This is a genomic window from Streptomyces sp. NBC_00557, assembly GCF_036345995.1.
In the GTDB taxonomy this organism is placed as follows: Bacteria; Actinomycetota; Actinomycetes; order Streptomycetales; family Streptomycetaceae; genus Streptomyces.
Genome location: NZ_CP107796.1, coordinates 5,937,610 through 5,960,263 on the forward strand (window position 1 = coordinate 5,937,610; position 22,654 = coordinate 5,960,263).

General features: G+C 74.0%; 23 protein-coding genes, 1 other RNA gene and 1 pseudogene. 15 read left to right on the forward strand and 10 right to left on the reverse strand.

What is annotated here, in order from left to right; all coding sequences use genetic code 11:
- Nucleotides 1–5 precede the first annotated feature (5 nt).
- Together OG956_RS25995 and OG956_RS26000 are read right to left on the reverse strand one after the other, a co-directional pair.
- Entirely contained in the window at nucleotides 6–722 is a 717-nt protein-coding gene (locus OG956_RS25995; protein ID WP_330340407.1) for an ABC transporter permease, read from the reverse strand.
- Nucleotides 722–1,693 carry an ABC transporter ATP-binding protein gene (locus OG956_RS26000; RefSeq protein WP_330340408.1) on the reverse strand — a complete coding sequence of 324 codons (972 nt, stop codon included), beginning with the start codon at nucleotides 1,691–1,693 and terminating at the stop codon, nucleotides 722–724. Before OG956_RS26000 ends, OG956_RS25995 begins: the two co-directional genes overlap by 1 nt.
- A 188-nt stretch (nucleotides 1,694–1,881) precedes the next feature.
- Here OG956_RS26000 and OG956_RS26005 point away from each other — a divergent pair, with 188 nt between their 5' ends.
- Nucleotides 1,882–2,757 (forward strand): MaoC/PaaZ C-terminal domain-containing protein, encoded by an 876-nt coding sequence (locus OG956_RS26005; RefSeq protein WP_330340409.1) that lies wholly within the window; start codon nucleotides 1,882–1,884, stop codon nucleotides 2,755–2,757.
- Nucleotides 2,758–2,826: 69 nt separating this feature from the next.
- Here the strand turns inward: OG956_RS26005 and OG956_RS26010 are convergent, their stop codons facing one another.
- Both OG956_RS26010 and OG956_RS26015 read right to left on the reverse strand, forming a co-directional pair.
- Entirely contained in the window at nucleotides 2,827–2,985 is a 159-nt protein-coding gene (locus OG956_RS26010) for a hypothetical protein (RefSeq protein WP_330340410.1), read from the reverse strand.
- 97 nt (nucleotides 2,986–3,082) lie between these two features.
- Nucleotides 3,083–4,327 carry a hypothetical protein gene (locus OG956_RS26015; RefSeq protein ID WP_330340411.1) on the reverse strand — a complete coding sequence of 415 codons (1,245 nt, stop codon included), beginning with the start codon at nucleotides 4,325–4,327 and terminating at the stop codon, nucleotides 3,083–3,085.
- A gap of 186 nt (nucleotides 4,328–4,513) precedes the next feature.
- On the opposite strand from OG956_RS26015, the gene OG956_RS26020 reads away from it, so the two are divergent.
- The 3 genes from OG956_RS26020 to OG956_RS26030 are packed head-to-tail and all read left to right on the forward strand — an operon-like array spanning nucleotide 4,514 to nucleotide 7,362.
- Entirely contained in the window at nucleotides 4,514–5,350 is an 837-nt protein-coding gene (locus tag OG956_RS26020; RefSeq protein ID WP_330340412.1) for a Nif3-like dinuclear metal center hexameric protein, read from the forward strand.
- A 49-nt stretch (nucleotides 5,351–5,399) separates the two neighbouring features.
- Complete coding sequence (locus OG956_RS26025; protein ID WP_330342950.1) at nucleotides 5,400–6,110, forward strand: zinc ribbon domain-containing protein; 711 nt, start codon at nucleotides 5,400–5,402, stop codon at nucleotides 6,108–6,110.
- Between the two features lie 25 nt (nucleotides 6,111–6,135).
- The gene (locus OG956_RS26030) at nucleotides 6,136–7,362 is read left to right on the forward strand and encodes a bifunctional RNase H/acid phosphatase (protein WP_330340413.1); all 1,227 of its coding nucleotides are present in this window, start codon (nucleotides 6,136–6,138) and stop codon (nucleotides 7,360–7,362) included.
- A 58-nt stretch (nucleotides 7,363–7,420) separates the two neighbouring features.
- Here OG956_RS26030 and eda read toward each other — a convergent pair whose 3' ends face one another.
- The gene (gene eda, locus OG956_RS26035) at nucleotides 7,421–8,107 is read right to left on the reverse strand and encodes a bifunctional 4-hydroxy-2-oxoglutarate aldolase/2-dehydro-3-deoxy-phosphogluconate aldolase (protein WP_330340414.1); all 687 of its coding nucleotides are present in this window, start codon (nucleotides 8,105–8,107) and stop codon (nucleotides 7,421–7,423) included.
- Nucleotides 8,108–8,177: 70 nt separating this feature from the next.
- The gene (gene yaaA / locus OG956_RS26040) at nucleotides 8,178–8,960 is read right to left on the reverse strand and encodes a peroxide stress protein YaaA (protein WP_330340415.1); all 783 of its coding nucleotides are present in this window, start codon (nucleotides 8,958–8,960) and stop codon (nucleotides 8,178–8,180) included.
- A gap of 211 nt (nucleotides 8,961–9,171) precedes the next feature.
- Here yaaA and OG956_RS26045 point away from each other — a divergent pair, with 211 nt between their 5' ends.
- From OG956_RS26045 to OG956_RS26065, 4 genes and pseudogenes are all read left to right on the forward strand, one after another.
- The gene (locus OG956_RS26045) at nucleotides 9,172–10,020 is read left to right on the forward strand and encodes an AraC family transcriptional regulator (protein ID WP_330340416.1); all 849 of its coding nucleotides are present in this window, start codon (nucleotides 9,172–9,174) and stop codon (nucleotides 10,018–10,020) included.
- A gap of 85 nt (nucleotides 10,021–10,105) precedes the next feature.
- A pseudogene (locus OG956_RS40260) lies at nucleotides 10,106–10,822 on the forward strand (DMT family transporter); the annotation flags it as partial.
- Between the two features lie 118 nt (nucleotides 10,823–10,940).
- An RNA gene (rnpB, locus tag OG956_RS26060) (RNase P RNA component class A) lies at nucleotides 10,941–11,346 on the forward strand.
- Nucleotides 11,347–11,777: 431 nt separating this feature from the next.
- Entirely contained in the window at nucleotides 11,778–12,260 is a 483-nt protein-coding gene (locus OG956_RS26065) for a hypothetical protein (protein WP_330340419.1), read from the forward strand.
- Here the strand turns inward: OG956_RS26065 and OG956_RS26070 are convergent.
- Nucleotides 12,220–12,579 carry a MazG-like family protein gene (locus OG956_RS26070; protein WP_330340420.1) on the reverse strand — a complete coding sequence of 120 codons (360 nt, stop codon included), beginning with the start codon at nucleotides 12,577–12,579 and terminating at the stop codon, nucleotides 12,220–12,222. The two genes, OG956_RS26065 and OG956_RS26070, sit on opposite strands and share 41 nt — an antisense overlap.
- Nucleotides 12,580–12,655: 76 nt before the next feature.
- On the reverse strand, nucleotides 12,656–13,201 hold the full coding sequence (locus OG956_RS26075) for a DoxX family membrane protein (protein WP_330340421.1): 546 nt from the start codon (nucleotides 13,199–13,201) through the stop codon (nucleotides 12,656–12,658).
- A 154-nt stretch (nucleotides 13,202–13,355) separates the two neighbouring features.
- Here OG956_RS26075 and OG956_RS26080 point away from each other — a divergent pair, with 154 nt between their 5' ends.
- The 3 genes from OG956_RS26080 (at nucleotide 13,356) to OG956_RS26090 (ending at nucleotide 16,066) form a co-directional block, all read left to right on the forward strand.
- Nucleotides 13,356–13,682 (forward strand): nuclear transport factor 2 family protein, encoded by a 327-nt coding sequence (locus OG956_RS26080; protein WP_330340422.1) that lies wholly within the window; start codon nucleotides 13,356–13,358, stop codon nucleotides 13,680–13,682.
- A 58-nt stretch (nucleotides 13,683–13,740) separates the two neighbouring features.
- A complete protein-coding gene (locus OG956_RS26085) occupies nucleotides 13,741–14,721 on the forward strand; it encodes an aldo/keto reductase (RefSeq protein WP_330340423.1) in 981 nt (326 codons plus the stop codon).
- Nucleotides 14,722–14,839: 118 nt separating this feature from the next.
- Complete coding sequence (locus tag OG956_RS26090; protein ID WP_330340424.1) at nucleotides 14,840–16,066, forward strand: D-alanyl-D-alanine carboxypeptidase family protein; 1,227 nt, start codon at nucleotides 14,840–14,842, stop codon at nucleotides 16,064–16,066.
- Between the two features lie 266 nt (nucleotides 16,067–16,332).
- On the opposite strand, the gene OG956_RS26095 is transcribed toward OG956_RS26090, so the two are convergent.
- Nucleotides 16,333–17,091: an SDR family oxidoreductase gene (locus OG956_RS26095; protein WP_330340425.1), complete on the reverse strand. Its 759-nt coding sequence runs from the start codon at nucleotides 17,089–17,091 to the stop codon at nucleotides 16,333–16,335.
- Nucleotides 17,092–17,220: 129 nt separating this feature from the next.
- Nucleotides 17,221–18,228, reverse strand: coding sequence for a Gfo/Idh/MocA family protein (locus OG956_RS26100; protein WP_330340426.1), 1,008 nt, complete (start codon nucleotides 18,226–18,228; stop codon nucleotides 17,221–17,223).
- A 113-nt stretch (nucleotides 18,229–18,341) separates the two neighbouring features.
- On the opposite strand from OG956_RS26100, the gene OG956_RS26105 reads away from it, so the two are divergent.
- The 4 genes from OG956_RS26105 to OG956_RS26120 all read left to right on the forward strand — a co-directional run bounded on the left by OG956_RS26105 (nucleotide 18,342) and on the right by OG956_RS26120 (nucleotide 22,651).
- The gene (locus OG956_RS26105) at nucleotides 18,342–19,643 is read left to right on the forward strand and encodes a multidrug effflux MFS transporter (RefSeq protein ID WP_330340427.1); all 1,302 of its coding nucleotides are present in this window, start codon (nucleotides 18,342–18,344) and stop codon (nucleotides 19,641–19,643) included.
- Nucleotides 19,583–20,764 (forward strand): serine hydrolase domain-containing protein, encoded by a 1,182-nt coding sequence (locus OG956_RS26110; protein ID WP_330340428.1) that lies wholly within the window; start codon nucleotides 19,583–19,585, stop codon nucleotides 20,762–20,764. The genes OG956_RS26105 and OG956_RS26110 overlap by 61 nt, the downstream gene beginning before the upstream one ends.
- Before the next feature lie 47 nt (nucleotides 20,765–20,811).
- Entirely contained in the window at nucleotides 20,812–21,819 is a 1,008-nt protein-coding gene (locus tag OG956_RS26115; RefSeq protein WP_330340429.1) for a small ribosomal subunit Rsm22 family protein, read from the forward strand.
- A 103-nt stretch (nucleotides 21,820–21,922) separates the two neighbouring features.
- Nucleotides 21,923–22,651, forward strand: coding sequence for a bifunctional DNA primase/polymerase (locus OG956_RS26120; protein ID WP_330340430.1), 729 nt, complete (start codon nucleotides 21,923–21,925; stop codon nucleotides 22,649–22,651).
- Nucleotides 22,652–22,654 lie beyond the last annotated feature (3 nt).

Sequence of the window (22,654 nt, forward strand, 5' to 3'; positions counted from 1 at the left end):
CCCGGTCAGATGGTCCCCGCCCGACGGCGGTACGACAGCACGGCGTACGAACCGAACAGCAGCAGCCAGGCCGTCAGCACGATGATGGCACCGGCGCCCGGCGCGTGCCCCTCCGATACGGCGGTGCCCAGCTGGGCGAACCGGTGGGTGGGGGTGTACGCCGACACGGCCCGCAGCCAGCCCGGGAAGAGGCTGACCGGGAACCACAGCCCGCCGAGCACCGCGAGCCCCAGATTGCACACCATGTTGACCACGCCGGTGGCGGGCCCGGTCAGCCGGTAGCCGTTGCCGAGTCCCAGCAGCGTGAACGGGACCGAGCCGAGCCACAGCAGCAGCGCGATCGCCGCCCAGTGGCCCGCCGCCAGCCGTACGCCGTTGACCAGTCCGCCCGCCGCCAGCACCGCGACGATCGACGGCAGCACGGTCACCACGCCGGTCAGGGCCCGGCCGGCCACCACCTCGCGGGGGCTCATCGGGGTCACGCGGAGCTGCCGCAGCCAGCCCGTCGCGCGGTCCTCGGTGACGGCGCCTCCGGTGTTCAGCGCCGAGCCCACGGCGCCGTAGGCGGCCATGCCGATCATCGAGGCCGTCTTCCAACCGCCGTCGTTCTGCCCGAGGTTGGTGAACAGCAGGTACATCATGACCGGCATCGCCACGCCGCCGACGACGAAGCCGGTGTCGCGCAGGGTGCGCAGGGTCTCCAGGCGGACGTAGGCGAGCATCACACGGTCTCCGGGGTGTGCGGGGGAAGGGGGCGTTCCGTCGCCGGCCGGGCAGGGGAGCCGCTGCCCTGGGCGGCGTCGTCCCCGGCCGTGATGGCCAGGAAGGCGTCGTCCAGGGACGCCGGAGACACCTCCAGGTTCCTGATCGCGCCCAGCCCGGCCAGGGCGATCACCGTCGCGTCCGAGTCGTCGGTGCGCAGGCGGGCCCGGTCGCCGAGCACCTCCACCGAGCGGACCCCGGGCAGCAGGCCCAGGGCCTCCGGCTGCCGGCCCGCCAGGTCCACGCACACCAGGCTGCCCCCGGCCGCGCGGCGCAGCTCCTCCCCGGTTCCGTCGGCGACGATCCGGCCCCGGTCGATGACCACGATCCGGTCGGCGTAGGCGTCCGCCTCCTCCAGGTAGTGCGTGGAGAACAGGACGGTGTGGCCGCGCTCGGCGTAGGCGCGCATCGACGCCCAGAAGGCGTGCCTGGCCTCCACGTCCAGCGCGGCCGTCGGCTCGTCCAGCACCAGCAGCGCCGGATCCCCGCACAGCGCGACGGCGAACCGCACCCGCTGGACCTGTCCACCGGACAGCCGGTCCACCCGCCGTCCGGCGAGGTCCGCGATCCCGGCCAGGTCCAGCGCCCGCGCGACGGGCATCGGCGCGGGATACCGGGAGGCGACGAAGCCCACCAGTTCGGCCACGGTGACCCGCGGCACCGGCCGTGCGTCCTGGAGCATCGCGCCCACCCGGCCCGCCCGCACCGAGTGCTCCGGCGCGGCCCCGAACAGCTCCACCGTGCCGGCGTCGGGCTCGTACAGCCCGAGCAGCAGCCCGATCGTGGTCGACTTGCCCGCGCCGTTGCGGCCGAGCAGGGCCACGGTCTCCCCGCGCCCGATGTCCAGGTCCACCCCGTCGACGGCGCGCACCGCGCCGTACGTCCTGACCGCCCCCGTGAAGGACACGGCGGTGTTCTCCGTCTGTGTCATGTCTGCGACGTTAGGGAGCGCGGCCCCGCTTCGGGCAGAGGCACGTGTACGGACTCGGGCAGGACAAATGTCACTGCCCTCATCTGACGTGGCGTCAGCAGCTTCCCAGGCGTGAAGCGCTCGGCTATACAGAGGACGCCGGACTGGAACGCGTTCCAGTCCGGCCCGCAGCCAGTGTCAGGAGCCCCATGCCCATCGACGCACGCCGCGCCCTCGCGGCCGAACCCCGGACCGGCGAGATCTCCTGGACCGCCAAGGACGTCCAGCTCTACCACCTCGGCATCGGCGCGGGAGCCGACCCCGACAAGGACGACCCGGCCACCGACCCCGACGAGCTGCGTTACACGCTGGAGTCCCGGCTGCACGTCCTGCCGAGTTTCGCCACCGTCGCCGGCTCCGGCGCGCCCGGCGTGATCGGCGGGCTGTCCGTGCCCGGCGTGGACGTCGAGCTCGCCAAGGTCCTGCACGGCGGGCAGAGTCTGCGGATCCACCGTCCGATCCCGGCCGAGGGCGCCGCGACCGCGACCCACCGGCTCGTCGCCGTCCACGACAAGGGCAAGGCCGCCGTCCTGGTCCTGCGCACCGACGTCGCCGACGCCGCCGGCCCGCTGTGGACCGCCGACGCCCGGATCTTCGTGCGCGGGGAGGGCGGCTGGGGCGGCGACCGCGGCCCCTCCACCCGGCTCGACCCGCCCGCCGGCGGACCCGACCGGACCGTCGAACGCCCCGTCCGCCCGGACCAGGCCCTCCTGTACCGCCTCTCGGGCGACCGGAACCCGCTGCACGCCGACCCCGAGTTCGCCCGGCTCGCCGGCTTCGACCGGCCGATCCTGCACGGGCTGTGCACCTACGGCATCACCCTCAAGGCGGTCGTGGACACGCTGCTCGGCGGCGAGGTGACCCGGGTGCGGTCGTACACCGCCCGCTTCGCGGGGGTCGTGTACCCGGGGGAGACGCTGCGCGTCCGCATGTGGCGGCGCGCGGGGAGCGTCCAGGTGGTGGTGAGCGCCGTGGAGCGGGGTGACGCGCCGGTCCTCGCGGACACGGTCGTCGAGTACGGCTGAGACGGGCACCGCGCGCCCGAAAAGGAAGAGGGGGCGTCCGCGTGGGCGCCCCCTGCTCCGTCACTGCCGTCAGGCAGCGGCCTCCGTGGTCTGCTCGGCCGGCTTGCGGTGCTTGCCGTGCGGAGCCGACTCGCTCTCCTGGGCCGCTACCGGGCCCCGGTGCCGGCCGTGGCCGACCGCCTCCTGAGAGTCGGCAGACAGCTGCTGAGTCGTGCTGGTGTCGCTCATCGGAAGTAATTCACCCCGTCAACATGATCTTTCGTACAGCCGGGCGAGTGTAACCGGCACACCACGGGCCGAATCCAGGCGCACACGCCAACCGGCACTAGTTCGTTACAAGACGTCCCAGAGGCGCTTGCTGCAACGGCACCGGACGTGCCGTGACCTGCTCCGCGGGTTCCGCTCGCACGGGTTCCGCAGGCCCCGGTCCCGCCGGCTGCGGCGACACCCCGGGCGCCCCGCCGGCCGTACCCGCGGGGTCCTGGACCGCACCCTCCGGATCCGCGTCCTCCGGCCCCGCGGGCCTGGCGCGCCGCGCGGCCGCCTCCGCCTTCGGCGCCGTCAACTCCGCCACCCCGCACGGAGTGTGCTGTGTGGTGTACGGCAGCCGCAGCACCCCCTCCGGCGTCCACAGCCCGGCCCCGGCCAGCCACCCCAGCGGCGCCGGCAGATGGACCACCCGCCGCCCGGCGGGCCGCCAGACGCCCACCCAGCTGCCGTACGGGCCGTCGAGGCGCAGCGCCACCGCGCAGTTCTCCGGCATCAGCACCTGCCCGGGCTGGATCGCGAACGGCGTCACCGCGCAGTCCGGCACCCTGAGACTCTCGGGGAAGCGCACCGGCAGCGTGCTGCCGAGCACGCCCCAGCCCAATCGTTCCTGCCCGGGCGAGGGCGCGTCGGAGGAGATGAGCAGCAGCCCGCTGTCGGGGTCGGCGAGCAGCAGCCGGTCGTCGCTGCCGGCCGCGATCTGCAGCAGCGGCGACACCTCGGCGCGCTCCAGGTCCACCACGACGGTCTTCACCGGCCCGCCCAGCTCCCGGTCCAGCGCCAGCATCCGCCCGGCGCGGTCCAGCCACACCCCGCCCGAGCAGCGTCCCGGCACCTCCGCCAGCCGCTCCGGCCCGGACGCTCCGCCCGTCACCAGCCAGACCGCGCTCGAGCGCGGCCCCACCGCGAGGGCGTACGCCCGGGTGCCTCCCGGCGCGGGCGGCAGCAGCGTCAGCCGGGTGCCGGGCTCGGGGCACTCCACCGCGCCCAGCGGCAGCTCGCCGGTGCCGGGCCCGGTCGGGTACAGCAGCGAGAAGGCGTGCCGGTGCTCGACCAGCCGGTGGATCAGCACCCGGCCGTCGGACAGCGGCTGCACCTCGGTGCCGGGCTCCTCGGGCTGGTCGCCGGGCAGCGGCACCGCGTACGGCTCCGGGCCGTCCAGGGTCCAGCGCTCCGGGAACCAGCAGTCGCCGGCCGAGGCGAGCCGGGCCGCGTAGGCGCCGTCGGCCGTGAGGGCGAAAACCGTCACCGGCACCCCGTCGGTCCCGTCCGTGGACGGGGGTTCGATCGCACAGGCCGTCATCGTTCGGTCACCTCCGGCGACGAAGCTAGTTTTCGCACGCACAGGCGTGGGACGGGCGGGTCCGGCTTCACACATACGGGTGGTGCAGAAGCGATTCAGCTGAGGAAAACGGGACCTTTGTGCTGACCGGGGCAGAGCCCCCGTATGCGGTACGGCCGCGCAGGCCAGCCAGGTAGCCTTGCCCTCGTGCCCCGTCTGTCTGAAGTCATCGCCGCGCTGGAGACCCTGTGGCCCGCCGAGCGGGCCGAGTCCTGGGACGCGGTCGGCACCGTCGTCGGCGACCCCGGCCAGGAGGTCACCCGGGTCCTGTTCGCCGTCGACCCCGTGCAGGAGATCGTCGAGGAGGCGGTGAAACTCGGCGCCGACCTGCTGGTGACCCACCACCCGCTCTATCTGCGGGGGACCACCACGGTCGCGGCGAGCCACTTCAAGGGCCGTGTCGTGCACACGCTGATCAAGAACGACATCGCCCTGCACGTCGCCCACACCAACGCCGACACGGCCGACCCGGGCGTCTCGGACGCCCTGGCCGGCGCGCTCGACCTGCGGGTCGTACGGCCCCTGGTGCCCGACCCCACCGACCCGGAGGGCCGCCGGGGCCTCGGCCGCGTCTGCGAACTGGACCACCCGCTGACCGTCCGCGAGCTGGCCGAATGCGCTGCCCGGCGGCTCCCCGCCACCGCGCAGGGCATCCGGGTGGCCGGCGACCCCGAGGCCGTCATCCGCACGGTCGCCGTCAGCGGCGGCTCCGGCGACGGCCTCTTCGACCAGGTCCGCGCGGCCGGCGTCGACGCCTTCCTCACCGCCGACCTGCGTCACCACCCGGCGAGCGAAGCCGTCGCCGCAAGCCCCCTCGCGCTGCTCGACGCGGCGCACTGGGCCACCGAGTGGCCCTGGTGCGAGCTGGCCGCGAGCCAGCTCGACGAGATCTCCGACCGCCACGGCTGGGACCTCAGGGTCCACGTCTCCAAGACGGTCACCGACCCCTGGACCGCCCACGCGGCGTCCACCACCTCTAGCTGAACCCGGGAGCCCCCAACTGAACGCCGCGCCCGCCGACCAGATCCGCCTCCTGGACGTCCAGGACCTGGACGTCCGCCTGCAGCAGCTCGCGCACAAGCGCAGGTCGCTGCCCGAGCACGCCGAGATCGACGCGCTGACCAAGGACCTCACCCAGCTGCGCGACCTGCTCGTCGCCGCGCAGACCGAGGAGAGCGACACCGCCCGCGAGCAGACCAAGGCCGAGCAGGACGTCGACCAGGTGCGCCGGCGCGCCGCCCGCGACCAGCAGCGCCTGGACTCCGGCGCGGTCACCTCGCCCAAGGACCTGGCCAGCCTGCAGCACGAGATCGCCTCCCTCGCCAAGCGGCAGGGCGACCTGGAGGACGTGGTCCTGGAGGTCATGGAGCGCCGCGAGGCCGCCCAGGAGCGGGTGAACGAGCTGACCGAGCGGGTCGCGTCCGTCCAGTCGAAGATCGACGACGCCGTCGCGCGCCGGGACGCGGCCTGCGAGCAGATCGACGGCGAGGTCGCCTCGGTGACCAAGGAGCGCGAGGTGGTCGCCGCCTCCGTCCCGGCCGACCTGCTGAAGCTCTACGACAAGCTGCGCGAGCAGCAGGGCGGCATCGGCGCCGCGAAGCTGTACGCCCGCACCTGCCAGGGCTGCCGCCAGGAACTGGCGATCACCGAGCTGAACGAGATCCGCTCGGCGGCGCCGGACGCCGTGGTGCGCTGCGAGAACTGCCGCCGCATCCTGGTGCGCACGGCCGAGTCGGGTCTGTAGACGTCGTAGACAAGGGGCGTGTCGGGTGCGGGAGTTCATCGTCGAGGCGGACGGCGGGTCGCGGGGCAACCCGGGGCCCGCGGGCTACGGCACGGTGGTGCGGGACGCGGCCACGGGGGAGCCGCTGACCGAGGCCGCCGAGTACATCGGCGTCACCACCAACAACGTCGCCGAGTACCGCGGCCTCCTGGCCGGCCTGCGCGCCGCCCACGCCCTCGACCCGACGGCCCGCGTCCACGTCCGTATGGACTCCAAGCTCGTCATCGAGCAGATGTCGGGCCGCTGGAAGATCAAACACCCCGCGATGAAGCCCCTGGCCACCCAGGCCCGGGCGGTCTTCCCCCCCGACCGGGTCACCTACGAGTGGATCCCCCGCGAGCGGAACAGACACGCCGACCGCCTGGCCAACGAGGCGATGGACGCGGGGGCGAGAGGGGAGCAGTGGTCGGCTTCGGGGAGCACGGCGGCTCTGGACGCCTCAGGGGGCACGTCGGCTCCCGACGCCTCAGGGGGTGCGTCCGGGGTGGCCGCGGGCGGCCTTGCCGGCGTCACCGGCGGGGCGAGCGCCACCGCCCCCGGTGACCGCCCCGTCGACACCCCGGGCTGGAGCAGCGCGCCCGACCTCGGCGCCCCCGCCACCTTCGTGCTGCTCCGGCACGGCGAGACCCCCCTCACCCCCCAGAAGCGTTTCTCCGGCAGCGGCGGCACCGACCCCGCCCTCTCCGCCGCCGGCCGCGAACAGGCCCACCGAGCCGCGGAGGCCCTCGCCAAGCGCGGCACCGTCCAGGCCGTCGTCGCCTCCCCCCTCACCCGCACCCGGGAGACCGCCGCCATCGTCGCCGCGCGCCTGGGCCTGGACGTGACGATCGAAGAGGGGCTGCGGGAGACGGACTTCGGCGCCTGGGAGGGCCTCACCTTCGGCGAGGTCCGCGAGCGCTACCCCGACGACCTGAACGCCTGGCTCGCCGACCCGGAGGCCCGTCCCACCGGCGGCGGCGAGAGCTTCGCCGAGACGGCCGTCCGGATCGCCGCCGCCCGCGACAAGCTGGTCGCGGCGTACGCGGGCCGCACGGTCCTCCTCGTCACGCACGTCACCCCGATCAAGATGTTCGTCCGCCAGGCCCTCGGCGCCCCGCCCGAGTCCCTGTTCCGGATGGAACTGTCGGCCGCCTCCCTGTCGGTGGTGGCGTACTACGCCGACGGCAACGCCAGCGTCCGCCTCTTCAACGACACCTCCCACCTACGGCCCTGAACCCGCCCGGGACCCTGAAGGCGCCCGCCACCCCGGCCCGCCCGCGACCCTGCACCGCCTACGACGCCGAACCCGCCCAGGTCCCCGGCCCCGGCGCCCTGACCTCGCCGAGCCGCGCCGCGCTCCGCGCCAGCTCCTCGACGCGTGCCCAGTCCCCGGCGGCCACCGCGTCCGCCGGGACCATCCAACTGCCGCCCACACAGCCGACGTTGGGCAGCGAGAGATACTCGGGCGCGTCGGCCGGACCGATCCCGCCCGTGGGGCAGAACCGCGCCTGCGGCAACGGCCCGGCCAGCGACCGCAGAAACGCCGTACCGCCCGCCGCCTGCGCCGGGAAGAACTTCATGTCGCGCACCCCGCGCTCCAGCAGCGCCACGACCTCCGACGCGGTCGAGACCCCGGGCAGGAACGGCACCCCGGCACCGCCCATCGCCGCCAGCAGCGCGTCCGTCCACCCGGGGCTGACAAGGAACCGCGCCCCGGCCGCCGTACTCGCGCCCGCCTGCTCGGGCGTGATCACCGTGCCCGCGCCGACCACGGCATCCGGCACCTCGGCGGCGATCGCGCGGATCGCGTCCAGCGCCGCCGGCGTCCTGAGCGTCACCTCGATCGCGGGCAGCCCGCCCGCCACCAGCGCCCGCGCCAGCGGCACGGCGTCGGCGGCGTCGGAGACGACCACCACGGGCACGACGGGCGCGAGATCCAGCACGGAGGCGGCCGGGACGGAGGGCAGCGGTGAGGTCATGTCCTCATCGTGCCGACGCGGTGCACAAGCCGCAATGAGCGTTGCGCATACTGCAATGGGCGGTCTCGGCTCAGTGGATCTCGTCCACCAGCACGTCCAGCGACCACGGCCGGCCGGCCCGGCCCGGCGCCTCCGCCTCCACGGCGTATCCCAGCTCCCGCAGCACCTCCACCAGTTCGGCGGGGTTCTCCGGCGCGGCACCGGCCGACAGCAGGCTGCGTACGATCCGGCCCTTGGTCGCCTTGTTGAAGTGGCTGACCACCTTCCGGGTCGGCGCGTGCAGCACCCGTACGGACGCCGTGCGGCCCGCGACCTCGCCCTTGGGCCTCCAGGCCGCCGCGTACGCCGAGGAGCGCAGATCCAGCACCAGGCCGTCGCCGGCCGCCTCGGGCAGCACCTCGGCCATCGGCGTCCGCCAGTGCCCGGCCAGCGCGCCGAGCCCCGGCAGCTTCACGCCCATCGAGCAGCGGTAGGAGGGGATGCGGTCGGTCACCCGCACCGCGCCCCACAGCCCGGAGAACACCAGCAGCGACTCCGCCGCGCGCTCCCGGGCCGCCGCGTCCAGCGTGGCCAGGCCCAGGGCGTCGTAGAGGACACCGGTGTAGATCTCCCCGGCGGGGCGCGCGGCGGCCGTGGGCAGGCCCGCGTTCCTCGCGACCTCGCCGCGCAGGCCCTCGCTCAGCCCGAGCACCTCGCGCGCCTTCTCCTCGTCGCCGCTGCACAGCTCCACCAGCTCGGTCAGCACGGCCTCCCGCGCGGCGGTCAGCCCCGGCAGGGACAGCGACCGAAGCTCCAGCGGGGCGCCCTCGCCTCCGTTCGCCTTGCCTTCCGAGGGCGGCAGCAGGACCAGCACCACATACTCCTCACGTAGACCTCCGCGACAGCGTACGGCGTACCGCCGGCGCGCCCTCACGCGGAGATCCGCCCGGTGTCCGACTGCTTCCCGTGAACGCCGCGTGGCCGGGCATGGATGCGGCGCCGAAGGCGTTGCACCCTTGGCGGGAGGGCGGGGTGCTGGTCGCGGGCCGGCCGGTCCGGGCCGCACGCGGGAGGGGTGAGGAGCGATGGCCGAACAGGCGCGGTGGACGCGTGCCCGGCTGGGCCGCGGCGGACCCCCGCTGGACCTGCTGACGGCCGACTTCCGCCGGCACACCTACGCCCCGCACGCCCACGACGAGTACACGATCGGCGTCTGCGTGGGCGGCACCGAGGTGATCGACTACCGGGGCGGCCGCATCCGCACCGGCCCCGGCACCATCGTCGTCCTGGACCCCGGCGAGATGCACACCGGCGGCCCCGGCAACGCCACCGACGGCTACGCCTACCGCGCCCTGTACGCCGAGCCGTCCCTCCTGGCCGACGGCACCCTCGGCGGCCTCCCGCACTTCCGCGAGCCCCTCCTCGACGACCCGGAACTGGCCGCCGCGCTGCGCCGCGCCCACACCCGGCTGAGCGCCTGCCCCGACCCGCTGGAGGCGGAGTCCGTCCTGCCCTGGCTGCTGACGGCCCTGGCCCGCCGCCACTCCACGGCCAGGTCCGCGCCCGACGAGATCCCCGGCGCGGGCGCCATCGCCCGGACGGTCCGCGACCGCCTCGCCGACGAGCTCACGGCGCCGCCCCCGCTGGCCGGCCTCGCCGCCGAGCTGGGCCTGTCCCGCTACCAGCTCCTGCGCGCCTTCCGTACGACGATGGGCATACCGCCGTACGCCTGGCTGGCCCAGTACCGGGTGCACAGGGCCCGGACCCTGCTGGAGGCCGGACTGCGCCCGGCGGAGGTCGCGGCTCTCGTCGGCTTCGCCGACCAGGCGCACCTGACGCGCTGGTTCCGCCGCGTGCTGGGGGTGACGCCGGCGGCGTACCGGACGAGCGTCACGTCGGCGCCGTACCGCAACAGCGTTCAAGACATTCCGTGACCGGGCGGCCGAAACTCACCGTATGACTGCACGCGGCTGGTTTCTGTTCTCCCTGATGGGAGTGGTCTGGGGCGTCCCCTATCTGATGATCAAGGTGGCGGTGGACCAGGTGTCCCCGCCGGTGGTCGTGTTCACGCGCTGCACGCTCGGCGCGGTGCTGCTGCTCCCGTTCGCCCTGCGCCAGGGCGGCCTGCCCCGGACCGTGCGCGCCCACTGGCGGCCCATGCTGGCCTTCGCGTGCCTGGAGATCATGGTCCCCTGGTTCACCCTCACGGACGCCGAACGGCATCTGTCCAGCTCGACGTCGGGCCTGCTGATCGCGGGGGTGCCGATCGTGGGCCTGACCGTGGCCCGGCTGCTGGGCGACACGGAACGCCTCGGAGCGCGCCGCCTGACGGGCCTGGTACTCGGCCTGTCCGGCGTGACGGTCCTGACCCTGCCCCATCTCACCGGCGGCGACGCCCGCTCGCTGGCCGAGGTGCTGGTGACGGTGGTGGGGTACGCGACGGCCCCCGTGATAGCCGCGCGCCGCATGAAGGACGTCCCCTCCCTGCACCTGACGTCGGCCTGCCTGACCCTGGCGGCGGTGGTCTACGCCGTGCCGGCCATGGTGACCTGGCCGTCCTCCGTCCCGTCGTCCTCCGCCCTCGCGGCGCTCGCCGGCCTGGGCGTGCTGTGCACCGCGGTGGCGTTCGTGGCGTTCCTGGAGCTGATCAAGGAGGCGGGCCCGACGCGGGCGACGGTGATCACGTACGTCAACCCGGCGGTGGCGGTGGCGGCGGGCGCCCTCTTCCTCTCCGAGCGGCTGACGCCCACGGTCCTGGCGGCCTTCGCCCTGATCCTGGCGGGCTCGGTCCTGGCCACGGCCGCCGCCGGCCCGCGCCGCTCCCGGCGCCCGGTACCATGGTCGACACGGCAGACGAGCCGGGCGGACGGCCGCGTGGAGTCCCCCTAGGGGGCTTCCCGAGGAACGTCCGGGCTCCACAGGGCAGGGTGGTGGCTAACGGCCACCCGGGGTGACCCGCGGGACAGTGCCACAGAAAGCAGACCGCCGGGGGCCTCGGCCCTCGGTAAGGGTGAAACGGTGGTGTAAGAGACCACCAGTGCCCAGGGTGACCTGGGCAGCTAGGTAAACCCCACCCGGAGCAAGGTCAAAAGGAGCCGCTGTAACGGTGGCTCTGCGGGGACGTTCGAGGGCTGCCCGCCCGAGTTCCCGGGTAGACCGCACGAGGCCGGCGGCAACGCCGGCCCTAGATGGATGGCCGTCGCCCCGGCGCCCGCGAGGGCACCGGGGAACAGAACCCGGCGTACAGCCCGACTCGTCTGCCGCTCCCAGATCAGAGGATGGCGCCGGAGGCGTTCTCGTTCTTCAGGATCGGGCCGAGGTCGGCGATCACACCAGGGGAAAACGTCTGGTTAGGGCCTGCCTGGTAGCTGTTGTAGTAGACGCGGTAGCTGGACGTCAGCGAATTGGCGCAACACCCTGCAGACCATCACCCAGCGTGCCCCCAACGCCAAGATCCTTCTGGTGGGATACCCGAGATCCACAGCCGAACGGTCAAGTGCACCAGGCTTCTGGTACATCGACGGAGACGAGGCCGACGCGCTGGCCACGCTCGCCAAGTACATGGATGACGCCCAGGAGGCCCGTCGGCCACGGAGGCTGCGACAGCGACGAGTGAATCAACAAGGTCGTGCTCGGTCCCAACGGCGACGGCGACTTCTGACCGCGATCGGATACAGGGGAGCATGACAGCGTGACCCCCGTGGTACGGCAACACGGCAGCCGGCCGGCCGGGATTCTCGCCCGGTCGGCCGGCTGTCTCGGCGTGCTCGTGCTGGCCGGCGTACTGAGCGCCGTGGGTGTGGTGGCCTGGTTCCTCGTCGAAGTGCATCACACCCGGCAGACCCGTTCCCACGACGCGAAGGCCGCGGTCGCCGCTTCGGCCGAACACCTCAGGGCGCGGCTCGGCGACGCCGATTCCGACGGCGTCCTCACCGATCAGGAGATCGACGCGGCACTGGGCCACCGACATCCCCGTTCCCTTGTCCGGGGCCCGGCCCGCACCGTCCTCGTCGTGCAGATCGCCGCGTCCGACTGGGCCCAGTGCTACGCGTACACCGCGTTGCCCAGCGGTGCCGTGAGCAGCAAGCCCCTCGAGGAGTGCCCGCCGGCGCCCTCCTCCAGCCGGGCCCCTCTCACTCCTCGGGGTCCAACGGCCGCTCGCGCACCCGCTTGAGGTGGCCCTCGAACACCTCCCGTGCCTCGGGCGTCAGCGTGCGCAGGGCGATCAGGGCCGTGATCACCACGTCGCACAGTTCGGCTTGGACGTCCTCCCACGTGTGCGTGACGCCCTTGCGGGGGTTCTGACCGGTGGCGCCGATGATCGCCTCGGCCACCTCGCCGACCTCCTCCGAGAGTTTCAGGACGCGCAGCAGGAGGCCTTCCCGGCCGGCGTGTCTGCGGGTGGCCTCCAGGCGGGAGAAGAGGTCGTCGATCGCCGGCCAGAGGACGGGAGTGAGGGCGGGGCCGGTGCCGGTGGTGTCCTGAGCGGTCATGCCGGGCAGCTTGCCATGACCTTGGTGCCGCGCCGTACCCGCTTCGACGCCGCGCACCCGCCCGGCGTCGTACCCCCTACTCCTCGAACAGCGCCTCCTGCTCGCCCTCCCGCTTCGCCCGCAGCCGCTGGTTCCGGGCGCCGATCACCACCGCCGTGGCCGCCGCGGTGAGCCCGAGGGCCGCCGGGACCATCCAGCCGCGGTCGAAGACGTGACCGAGGGCGTGGTCGAGGGAGAGGCGGCCGGGGCCTGTGACGGCGAGGCCGGCCGCCGCGAGGCCCAGGCTCGCCGCGTACTCGTAACCGCCCTCCTGGGCGAAGAAGCCGTTGGGCATGTGGACCGTCGCCGCCCCGGCCATCGCGCCGGCGGCCGCCGCGCCCGCCGCCGGGGTCGCGAGGCCCAGGGCGAGGAGGGTGCCGCCGCCGGCTTCCGCGAGGCCCGCCGCCGTCGCGCTCGCCTTCCCGGGCGCGTAGCCGACGGACTCCATGAACTGGCCCGTGCCCTCCAGGCCGTGCCCGCCGAACCAGCCGAACAGCTTCTGTGCGCCGTGCGCGGCCAGCACCCCGCCGGTCCCCAGCCGGAGCAGCAGCAGGCCCAGATCGCGGCGGTCGAGACAGGTCACGGCGACTCCCATGCGATGACGTGCGGACAGGCGATGACGTGCGGAGGGGGACCAGTGGGTTCCGCGTATCCACCGTCGCAGGTCTCACACCGGCCGTCCCGCCGGGGACGGCGTTCGGGTGGCGGAGCCACGAGGGTGGTGTGAGCCTGGCGGCATGACGATTCAGCCAGCCAAGCTCAGCGATCCGGCCGTCCGGGCCTTCGTCACCGCCGTCAACTCCCATGACCGGGAGGGCTTCATGGCACTGCTCGCGCCCGGCGCGACCATGTCCGACGACGGCTCCGACCGCGACCTCGCCGAGTGGATCGACCAGGAGATCTTCTCCTCCCACGGCCACATGGAGGTCGACAACGAGTCCGCCGGCGGCCGTGTCCTCCTCGCCCGCTACAGCAACGACACCTGGGGCGAGATGCGCACCAAGTGGAGCTTCACCGTCGACGACGACGGGCGGATCTCGCGGTTCGAGACCGGGCAGGCGTAGGCCACGGTAACCGGGAGGCTTGTGCTCGCGTGCACTTCAACTCCTAGCGTTCCCAGGCATGGAGACCACAAGGACCTTGGGACGCAGTGGCATCGGCGTGAGCGCGCTCGGCTTCGGGTGCTGGGCGATCGGCGGGGAGTGGCAGGGCGCCGACGGGCAGCCGCTCGGGTGGGGGAAGGTGGACGACGAGGAATCCGTACGGGCGATCCACCGCGCCCTCGACCTCGGCGTGACCTTCTTCGACACCGCCGACTGCTACGGCGCCGGGCACAGCGAGAGCATCCTCGGCCGCGCCCTCGGCGCACGCCGTGACGACGTCGTGCTCGCCACCAAGTGGGGCAACCTCTTCGACCCGGAGACCCGCACCGCCTACGGGCAGGACGACACCCCGGAATACGTCCGCCGCGCCCTCACCGCCTCCCTGCGCCGCCTCGGCACCGACCACGTGGACCTGTACCAGTTCCACCTGTCCGATGCCGATCCGGGGCGCGCCGCCGAAGTCCGGGACATCTGCGAGGAGTTGGTCGCGGAGGGGCTCATCCGCGGCTACGCCTGGAGCACCGACGACCCCGACCGCGCCGCCGTGTTCGCCGAGGGCCCGCACTGCGCGGCCGTACAGCACACCCTGAACGTCCTGCAGGACGCGCCGGAACTCCTGGAGCTGTGCGAGCGGGCCGATCTCGGCAGCGTCAACCGCGGTCCCCTCGCCATGGGGCTGCTGGCCGGCCGGCGGCAGGGTCCGCTGGAGGCGGGGGACATCCGCAGCAGGCCGCCGGCCTGGCTGCAGGGGTTCGGGGACGGTTCCGGGGCCGATCCGCGCTGGACGGCCCGCGTCGACGCCCTGCGCGACGTCCTCACCAGCGGCGGCCGCACCCTCGCCCAGGGCGCCCTGGCCTGGATCTGGGCCCGCAGCCCGCGCACGGTGCCGATCCCCGGGTTCCGCTCGGTGGCGCAGGCCGAGCAGAACGCGGGCGCGTTGGAGAAGGGACCGCTCACCGCCGGGCAGATGGCCGAGATCGACCGCATCCTCGGCAGGTGAGCGTGCCGGGCCGGTGAAAGCGGGTCGACTCATCGGATTTTCATAAGGTGGCAAATTCCGGCGGCGGCACGGGGGTCCTGGGCGGTTTCCGCTGCTGGGCGCGGTGTACCGTCCCCAGGTGCGCGAATGCTCCCGGCTCAGCCGGCGTGCCGTCCTCGGACTGACGGCCGCCGCCCTTCCCGTGTCCATGACCACCCCGGCCGCCGCCGAGTCCACCGTCATCGGCGGCGGGCAACTGGCCCGCACCGGTGTCCAGGTGCGCGGTGCCTCCGGACTGCCCGAGAAGCTCACCGCCCGCTCCTGGCTGATCGCCGACTGTGCGAGCGGCGAGGTGCTCGCCTCGTTCAACGCGCACCGGCGCCTGGCGCCCGCGTCCACGCTGAAGATGCTGTTCGCGGACACCGTGCTGACGAAGTTCGACCGCACCGAGCGGTACACCGTCAAGGACTCCGACCTCGCGGACGTCCCGCTCGGCTCCAGCCTGGTCGGCATCAAGCCCGGCATCACCTACACGGTCGAGCAGCTGTGGCAGGGCGTGTTCCTGCGCTCCGGCAACGACGCCGTGCACGTCCTCGCCCACATGAACGGCGGCATCGCCAAGACGGTCGCGGAGATGCAGGCCAAGGCCAGGGACCTCCAGGCCCTGGACACCCATGTGGTCACCCCCGACGGCTTCGACCACCCGGGCCAGATCTCCTCGGCGTACGACCTCACGCTGTTCGCCCGCCACGGACTGAAGGACGCCGCCTTCCGCGGCTACTGCGGCATGCGGACCGCGGACTTCCCGGCGGGCGGCAAGAAGACCTTCCAGATCCAGAACACCGACCGCCTGCTGACCGGGGCGTGGGGCCTGAAGCCGTACGACGGACTGATCGGCGTCAAGAACGGCTACACCAGCCATGCCGGCAACACCTTCACCGGCGCCGCCACCCGCGGCGGGCGGACCCTGCTGGTCACCGTGATGCACCCGGCCGACGGCAGCAACGCCGTCTACGAGCAGACCGCCGCGCTGCTCGACTGGGGCTTCGGACCCGGGCGTTCGGCCCAGCCGGTGGGCGTACTGGTGGAACCGCTCAGCGAGGGCGGGGGGAAGGCGAATCCGTCACCCGCGGCCGGCAAGGGGGCCCCGGCGGCGGCCGGAGCGGCGGGCGCGGGCTCCCGCGGCCCGTCCACCGGGCGGCTGGTGGAGGGCGCGGCCGGTACCGCGCTGCTGCTGGCGGCGGCGGGCACGTGGGCCGTACGGCGGCGGCGCAGGGCGGCCGCGGCGACCGGGACGGCCGAGGCGCCGGAGGCACCGGAGGCGGCCGAGGGGGACGCGGAGCCGGGTGGCCGGCACCGGCGCTGACAGTGTCCGGCGGCCGTTCCACCGGCCGGTGTGCACCTCGCGTCCCGTCGTGAGGCCCACCCCAACTCCGGCGCGGTGGAACGGCCGCCGCTTCCCCCCTCGGTGTGGCTGGGACACGACCGCGCGAGCGGTCGCGGAATCAGTGTGCTCCAACTGTGAAGCTCTTGTGGAGAAATTTGAGCATACGGGCTCGACCGGCCGCAATACCACGGATGTTCAAATTCCGTTTGTGTGAAAACGCCCGGTGGCGCCGCGCGAAGGGTTCCTCAGCCCCGCCCGATGTACGGCATCGCCGTCGCCAGCACCGTCGCGAACTGCACGTTCGCCTCCAGCGGCAGCTCGGCCATGTGCCGTACGGTGCGTGCCACATCGGCCACGTCCATCACCGGCTCCGGCACCATGTCGCCGTTCGCCTGCAGCACGCCGGTCCGCATCCGCGCCGTCATGTCGGTCGCCGCGTTGCCGATGTCGATCTGCCCGACCGCGATGCGGTACGGCCGCCCGTCCAGCGACAGCGACTTGGTCAGGCCGGTCAGGGCGTGCTTGGTCGCGGTGTAGGCGACCGAGTGCGGGCGGGGGGTGTGGGCGGAGACGGAGCCGTTGTTGATGATCCGGCCGCCCTGCGGGTCCTGCTCCCTCATCCGCCGGTACGCCGCCTGCGCGCACAGGAACGCGCCGTTGAGGTTGGTGTCCACCACGTGCCGCCAGGCGTCGTACGACAGCTTCTCGACCGGGACCCCGCCGGGCCCGAACGTCCCCGCGTTGTTGAACAGCAGGTCCACCCGGCCGAAGCGTTCCACCGTCGCCGTGAACAGCGCGTCCACGTCCTCGGGCCGGGACACGTCCGTGCGCACGGCGAGCGCGTCGCCCTCCGGGACCAGCGCCGCCGTCTCCTCGAGCGTCCCGGTGCGCCGTCCGGCCAGGGCCACCGACCAGCCGCCCCGCAGCAGCTCCACGGCCACGGCGCGCCCGATCCCGGACCCGGCCCCGGTCACCACCGCGCTCTTCGATCGCCTGTCAGTCATGGCACCGCAGCGTAGGCGGAGAGTCCGCGATGCGGAATGCCGTGTCCGCCATACGGTTACCCGAGGGGACGTGCCGGGGCCGGTGCCCACGCGGCGGGGCACCGGCACGACCCGCCCCCGGACACCGCGTCACACCACCGCCTGGACCTCCTCCCCCGGGTACCGCACCCCGATCCGCTCCCGGACCGCGTCCAGGGTGCGCATGACCGCGAGCGAGCCCTCCAGCGGTACCAGGGGGGACTCCTTCTCGCCCGCGCGCAGGGCCCGCATCACCTCGGTCGCCTCGTGGCGCAGGGTGGTGCGCGGGCCGTCCGCGGGGCCGGCGGTGAACTCCTCGGGGTCGTGGCCCTCGCGGTGCAGCACGAACCGCTCCGGGTGGAAGAAGCCCGCCGGCACGTCGATCCGGCCGCGCGAACCGGTCACCGAGGCCGTGCCGCCCGTACCGCCGACGATCGAGCAGTGCAGCGACGCCATCGCGCCGCTCTCCCAGGACAGCACCGCGCCCGTCTGCAGATCGACGCCCTCCGGCGACAGCAGCGCGCTCGCCGCGACCGCGTCCGGCTCACCCAGCAGCAGCTGCGCGAACGACACCGGGTACACGCCGAGGTCCAGCAGCGCCCCGCCGCCCAGTGCCGGATCCCGCAGCCGGTGCGCGGGCGGGAAGGGACCGGCGAGCCCGAAGTCGGCCTGCACGGTGCGCACTTCACCGATCGCCCCGTCGTCCACCAGCGCCTTCAGCCGCCGTACCAGCGGATTGCAGTACATCCACATCGCCTCCATCAGGAAGCGGTCGTGCTCGCGGGCCAGCGCGACGAGTTCCTCCGTCTCGCGCAGGTTCAGCGTGAACGGCTTCTCGCACAGCACGTTCCGCCCCGCCGCCAGGCACAGCCCGGCCGCCGCCCTGTGCGCCGCGTGCGGGGTGGCCACGTACACGACATCGATGTCGGGGTCCGCGGCCAGCGACTCCCAGGCGCCGTACGCCCGCGCCGCCCCGAACCTCTCCGCGAACGCGCGCGCCGACTCCGCCCGCCGCGAGGCCACCGCCGCGATCTCCGCGTCCGGCAGGTCCACGAGGTCCGCCGCGAACGCCGCCGCGATCCCGCCCGTCGCCAGGATCCCCCAGCGCACCTTCCCCATCGCCCCACCCTCGCTCATGCGTGCCCCGGCAGTCTGTACGAGCTGAGAGCATAGGTGCCGTCCGCGTCGCAGAGGCGCGGACGGGCACGGACGCCACGACAGGGGAGGGGCGGATGCACGAGCAGGCGGCGTCGACACCGGAGGAACGGAGCGCACCGGCTCCCGCCCGGCCGCCCGCCGCGACCAGCCGCACCGGTGTCCTCCTCACCCTCGTCCTCGGCGGCCTCACCGCCACGCCCCCGCTCGCGATGGACATGTACCTCCCCTCCCTGCCGGAGGTCACCCGGTCCCTGCACGCACCGGCCGCCACGGTCGAACTCACCCTCACCGCCTGCCTGCTGGGCATGGCCCTCGGGCAGCTCGTCGTCGGCCCGATGAGCGACCGCCGGGGCCGCCGCCGGCCGCTCCTCGCCGGCCTCGCCGTCTACCTCCTGGCGACCGCCCTGTGCGCCGTCGCACCGAACGTGGAGACCCTCGTCGCCTTCCGGCTGGCCCAGGGCCTCGCGGGCGCCGCCGGCATCGTCATCGCCCGGGCCGTCGTACGCGACCTGTACGACGGCGTGGCCATGGCCCGCTTCTTCTCCACCCTGATGCTGATCTCCGGAGTCGCACCGATCGTGGCACCGCTGATCGGCGGTCAGATCCTGCGGGTGACCGACTGGCGGGGCGTGTTCCTGGTGCTCACCGGCGTCGGCGTGCTGCTGGCCGCCCTGGTGTGGCTGCGGCTCCCCGAGACCCTGCCGCCCGCGGAACGCCACGGCGGGGGAGTGGGCGACGCCCTGCGCTCGATGCGCGCCCTGCTCGCCGACCTGCCGTTCACCGGCTACACGCTGGCCGGCAGCTTCGCCTTCGCGGCCTTGTTCGCCTACATATCCGCCTCCCCCTTCGTCGTCCAGGAGATCTACGGCGCCTCCCCGCAGACCTTCAGCCTGCTGTTCGGCCTCAACTCGGTCGGACTCGTGGCCGCCGGGCAGATCAACGGCAAGGTGCTGGCCGGCCGGGTCAGCCTGGACAAGGTGCTCGCCACCGGCCTCACCGTGATCGTGCTCGCCGCGACCGCCCTGCTGCTGATGGCCACCGGCGCCCTCGGTGACACCGGCCTGGCCCCCGTCGCCGCCGCCCTCTTCGTCCTGATGTCCGCCATGGGCATCACCCTCCCCAACACCCAGTCCCTCGCCCTGCTGCGCACCCGGCACGCCGCCGGCTCCGCCTCCGCACTGCTCGGCACCACCTCCTTCCTCGTCGGCGCGGTCGCCTCACCGCTCGTCGGGGTCGCCGGAGAGCACACCGCCGTACCCATGGCGGTTGTCCAACTGGTGGGAGCACTGGTCGCGGCGGCCTGCTTCGTGGGAATGTGCCGTCCCTGGAACGCACGCGGGAACACCCGTGCGGGTTCGGAGGGAGACGAGAACTGAGCGCACCGAGACTGCGCGCCGACACACCGGAACGGGCGGGGCTCGACCCCGTGCACCTCGGGCACCTGGTCGGCGAGGTGCACGCACTGACCGCCGGCGACCGCCCCTGGGCGGCCGGCGCCGTCGTGCTGGCCGGCCGCGGCCCCGTGATCGCCGTGGCCGAGGCCGCGGGCTGGGCCGTCCGCTACGCGGCGTACGACCCCGAGACCGACACCGGTGTCGAACTGCCGCCCGCCGCCCGGGTCCCGGCCACCGTCGACACGCCCTTCGACCTGGCCTCCCTCACCAAGCTGTTCACCTCCGTCGCCGCCGTGCAGCAGATCGAGCGCGGCACCCTCGGCATGGACGCCCGGATCGGCGACTACCTGCCCGACTTCCACGCCGCGGCCGCCCACGGCATCACCGTGCGCCGACTGCTCACCCACACCTCCGGGCTGCGCCCCGAGCTGCCCCTGTACGACTGCCCCGACGACGCCTCCCGGCTCGCCCTGCTGCGCGCCGAGGCGCCCGTCGGCGAACCCGGCCGGTACCTGTACTCCGACCTGAACATGCTCCTGCTGCAGGCCGTGCTGGAACGCATCACCGGCCGCACCCTCGACGTCCTGATCGCGGACGGCATCACCCGCCCGCTCGGCATGACGGCCACCGCCTTCGGGCCCTGCCCCGGCGCGGCCGCCACCGAGGACCAGCGGCGGCCCTGGGCCAAGGCCGACCGCGGGATGCTGCGGGGCGTCGTCCACGACGAGAACGCCTTCGCGCTCGGCGGCGTCGCCGGCCACGCGGGCCTGTTCTCCACCGCCCGCGACCTGGCCGTCTTCTGCCGCGCCCTGCTCGCCGGCGGCTCCTACGGCCCCGCCCGCATACTCGGCCCCGACTTCGTCGAGCTGCTGCTCACGCCGCCGGGGCTGGGCTTCGCCGTGGACCAGCCCTGGTTCATGGGCGAACTGGCCGGCCACGGGGCGGCGGGCCACACGGGCTTCACCGGCACGTCCCTGGTCGTGGACCCGCACACGGACACCTTCCTGGTGCTGCTGGCCAACACGGTCCACCCGCGGCGCAGGACCCCGGACAGCTCACCGAGAGCGAGGCTGGCCACCCTTCTGGCACGGGCGGTGATCTGAGGGCTCCGGCAAGGACGCCGGTACGGGGGCCGCCGTAGAATCACCGGGTGAACGACCCCGTATCCCCGGCGGAAGCCCTGCGCGGAAGCCTCGCCGAGTTGCTCGACGGACTCCCGCCCAGGCAGGCCGCCGGAGCGGTCGAGCGGCTCATCGCCCACTACCGGGGCGACACCCCCACCCACACCCCGATCCTCCGCGACCGCGCCGACGTCGCCGCGTACGCGGCCTACCGCATGCCCGCCACCTTCGAGGCGGTCCACGCGGCACTGGAGGCGTGCGCGGCGGCCCTCCCCGGCTGGACGCCCGGCAGCCACACCGACATCGGCGGCGGCACCGGCGCCGCCACCTGGGCCGTCACCGCCACCTGGCCCGGCGAGCGCGGCGTCACCGTGCTGGACTGGGCCGAGCCCGCCCTCGCCCTCGGCCGGGAGATCGCCGCCGCCCACCCCGGCCTGCGCGCCGCCCGCTGGCAGCGCGCCCGGATCGGCGCGGACCTCACCCTGGCCGCCACCGATCTCGTCACGGTGTCGTACGTCCTCAACGAACTCTCCGAGCCCGACCGCGCCGCCCTCGTCGACGCCGCCGCGGGCGCCGCGCAGACCGTGGTGATCGTGGAGGCCGGCACCCCGGCCGGCTACGCCCGCGTCATCGAGGCCCGCGACCGCCTGATCCGCGCCGGGCTGCACGTCGTCGCCCCCTGCCCGCACAGCGCCGCCTGCCCCATCGAGCCCGGCCGTGACTGGTGCCACTTCTCCGCCCGGGTGGCCCGCTCCTCCCTGCACCGCCAGGTCAAGGGCGGCACCCTGCCCTACGAGGACGAGAAGTTCTCGTACGTCGCCGCCAGCCGCCTGCCCGCCGCACCCGCCGCCTCCCGGGTCGTCCGGCGCCCGCAGATCCGCAAGGGCCAGGTGCTGCTGGACCTGTGCGAGGCCGACGAACGGCTGGCCCGTACGACGGTCACCAAGCGCCACGGCGACCTGTACAAGGCGGCCCGCGACGCCGAGTGGGGAGACGCCTGGCCGCCGCGGGACCCGAGGGAGGAACCGCCCGCCTAGCCGCCCCGTCGGCCGGTCTCCCGTCGTCGGCGGCGCCCCCCGAAGCACATGAAGATGGGACGATAGGGCACACTGTCCGCACACCAGCGAGGCGAGGGGATAGATGAGCGCGACGTTCGGCGGCCGGTCCGGCCTGCAGGGCAAACTCTCCCGGTGGCTGCGTGGACGCCGCCCGAAGGAGGCCGCCGGCGACGGCGGCCGTGAGGCCCTGCTGCTCGCCGCCGCCGCGGCGGGACTGCCGCTCGCCCCCGCCGCGCACCCCGCCCCCGGCTACCGCTGCTCCTGCGACCGCGTCGGCTGTCCCACCCCGGCCCGGCACCCGGTGTCGTTCGCCTGGCAGACGCAGTCCACCACCGACCGCGCCCAGATCGAGCGCTGGGCCCGGCACCAGCCGGACGCCAACTTCATCACCGCGACCGGCATGGTGCACGACGTCCTGGACGTCCCGCTGGAGCCCGGCCGGGAGGCGCTGGAGCGGCTGCTCGGCTCCGGCGTCGAGGTGGGTCCCGTCGCCGAGAGCGACGACGGCCGCATGCTGTTCTTCACCCTCACCCGCGGCACCCCCGAGGACGAGGACGAGTGGTGGCCGTGCGAGCTGGACTGCCACCCCGAGACCATGGACGAGCACCCGGGGCTGCGCTGGCACTGCCGGGGCTCGTACGTGCTGGTGCCGCCGGCCCGGCTGCCGGGGGACGAGCAGCGGGTGCGGTGGGTGCGGGGACCGGAGCACGCGCTGCCGGATCCCCTCAGCCTGCTGGAAGTGCTCACCGACGCGTGTTCGCGCTACGCCGACGCGGGTCATCACGGCGCTGCCTGGCCACTGCGGCACTGACCT

Coding starts and splice junctions, on each gene's coding strand:
- OG956_RS25995 (WP_330340407.1), bottom strand. CDS start 722: ATGCTCGCCTACGTCCGCCTGGAGACCCTGCGCACCCTGCGCGACACC.
- OG956_RS26000 (WP_330340408.1), bottom strand. CDS start 1,693: ATGACACAGACGGAGAACACCGCCGTGTCCTTCACGGGGGCGGTCAGG.
- OG956_RS26005 (WP_330340409.1), top strand. CDS start 1,882: ATGCCCATCGACGCACGCCGCGCCCTCGCGGCCGAACCCCGGACCGGC.
- OG956_RS26010 (WP_330340410.1), bottom strand. CDS start 2,985: ATGAGCGACACCAGCACGACTCAGCAGCTGTCTGCCGACTCTCAGGAG.
- OG956_RS26015 (WP_330340411.1), bottom strand. CDS start 4,327: ATGACGGCCTGTGCGATCGAACCCCCGTCCACGGACGGGACCGACGGG.
- eda (WP_330340414.1), bottom strand. CDS start 8,107: ATGACCTCACCGCTGCCCTCCGTCCCGGCCGCCTCCGTGCTGGATCTC.
- OG956_RS26045 (WP_330340416.1), top strand. CDS start 9,172: ATGGCCGAACAGGCGCGGTGGACGCGTGCCCGGCTGGGCCGCGGCGGA.
- OG956_RS26070 (WP_330340420.1), bottom strand. CDS start 12,579: ATGACCGCTCAGGACACCACCGGCACCGGCCCCGCCCTCACTCCCGTC.
- OG956_RS26080 (WP_330340422.1), top strand. CDS start 13,356: ATGACGATTCAGCCAGCCAAGCTCAGCGATCCGGCCGTCCGGGCCTTC.
- OG956_RS26085 (WP_330340423.1), top strand. CDS start 13,741: ATGGAGACCACAAGGACCTTGGGACGCAGTGGCATCGGCGTGAGCGCG.
- OG956_RS26095 (WP_330340425.1), bottom strand. CDS start 17,091: ATGACTGACAGGCGATCGAAGAGCGCGGTGGTGACCGGGGCCGGGTCC.
- OG956_RS26100 (WP_330340426.1), bottom strand. CDS start 18,228: ATGGGGAAGGTGCGCTGGGGGATCCTGGCGACGGGCGGGATCGCGGCG.
- OG956_RS26105 (WP_330340427.1), top strand. CDS start 18,342: ATGCACGAGCAGGCGGCGTCGACACCGGAGGAACGGAGCGCACCGGCT.
- OG956_RS26120 (WP_330340430.1), top strand. CDS start 21,923: ATGAGCGCGACGTTCGGCGGCCGGTCCGGCCTGCAGGGCAAACTCTCC.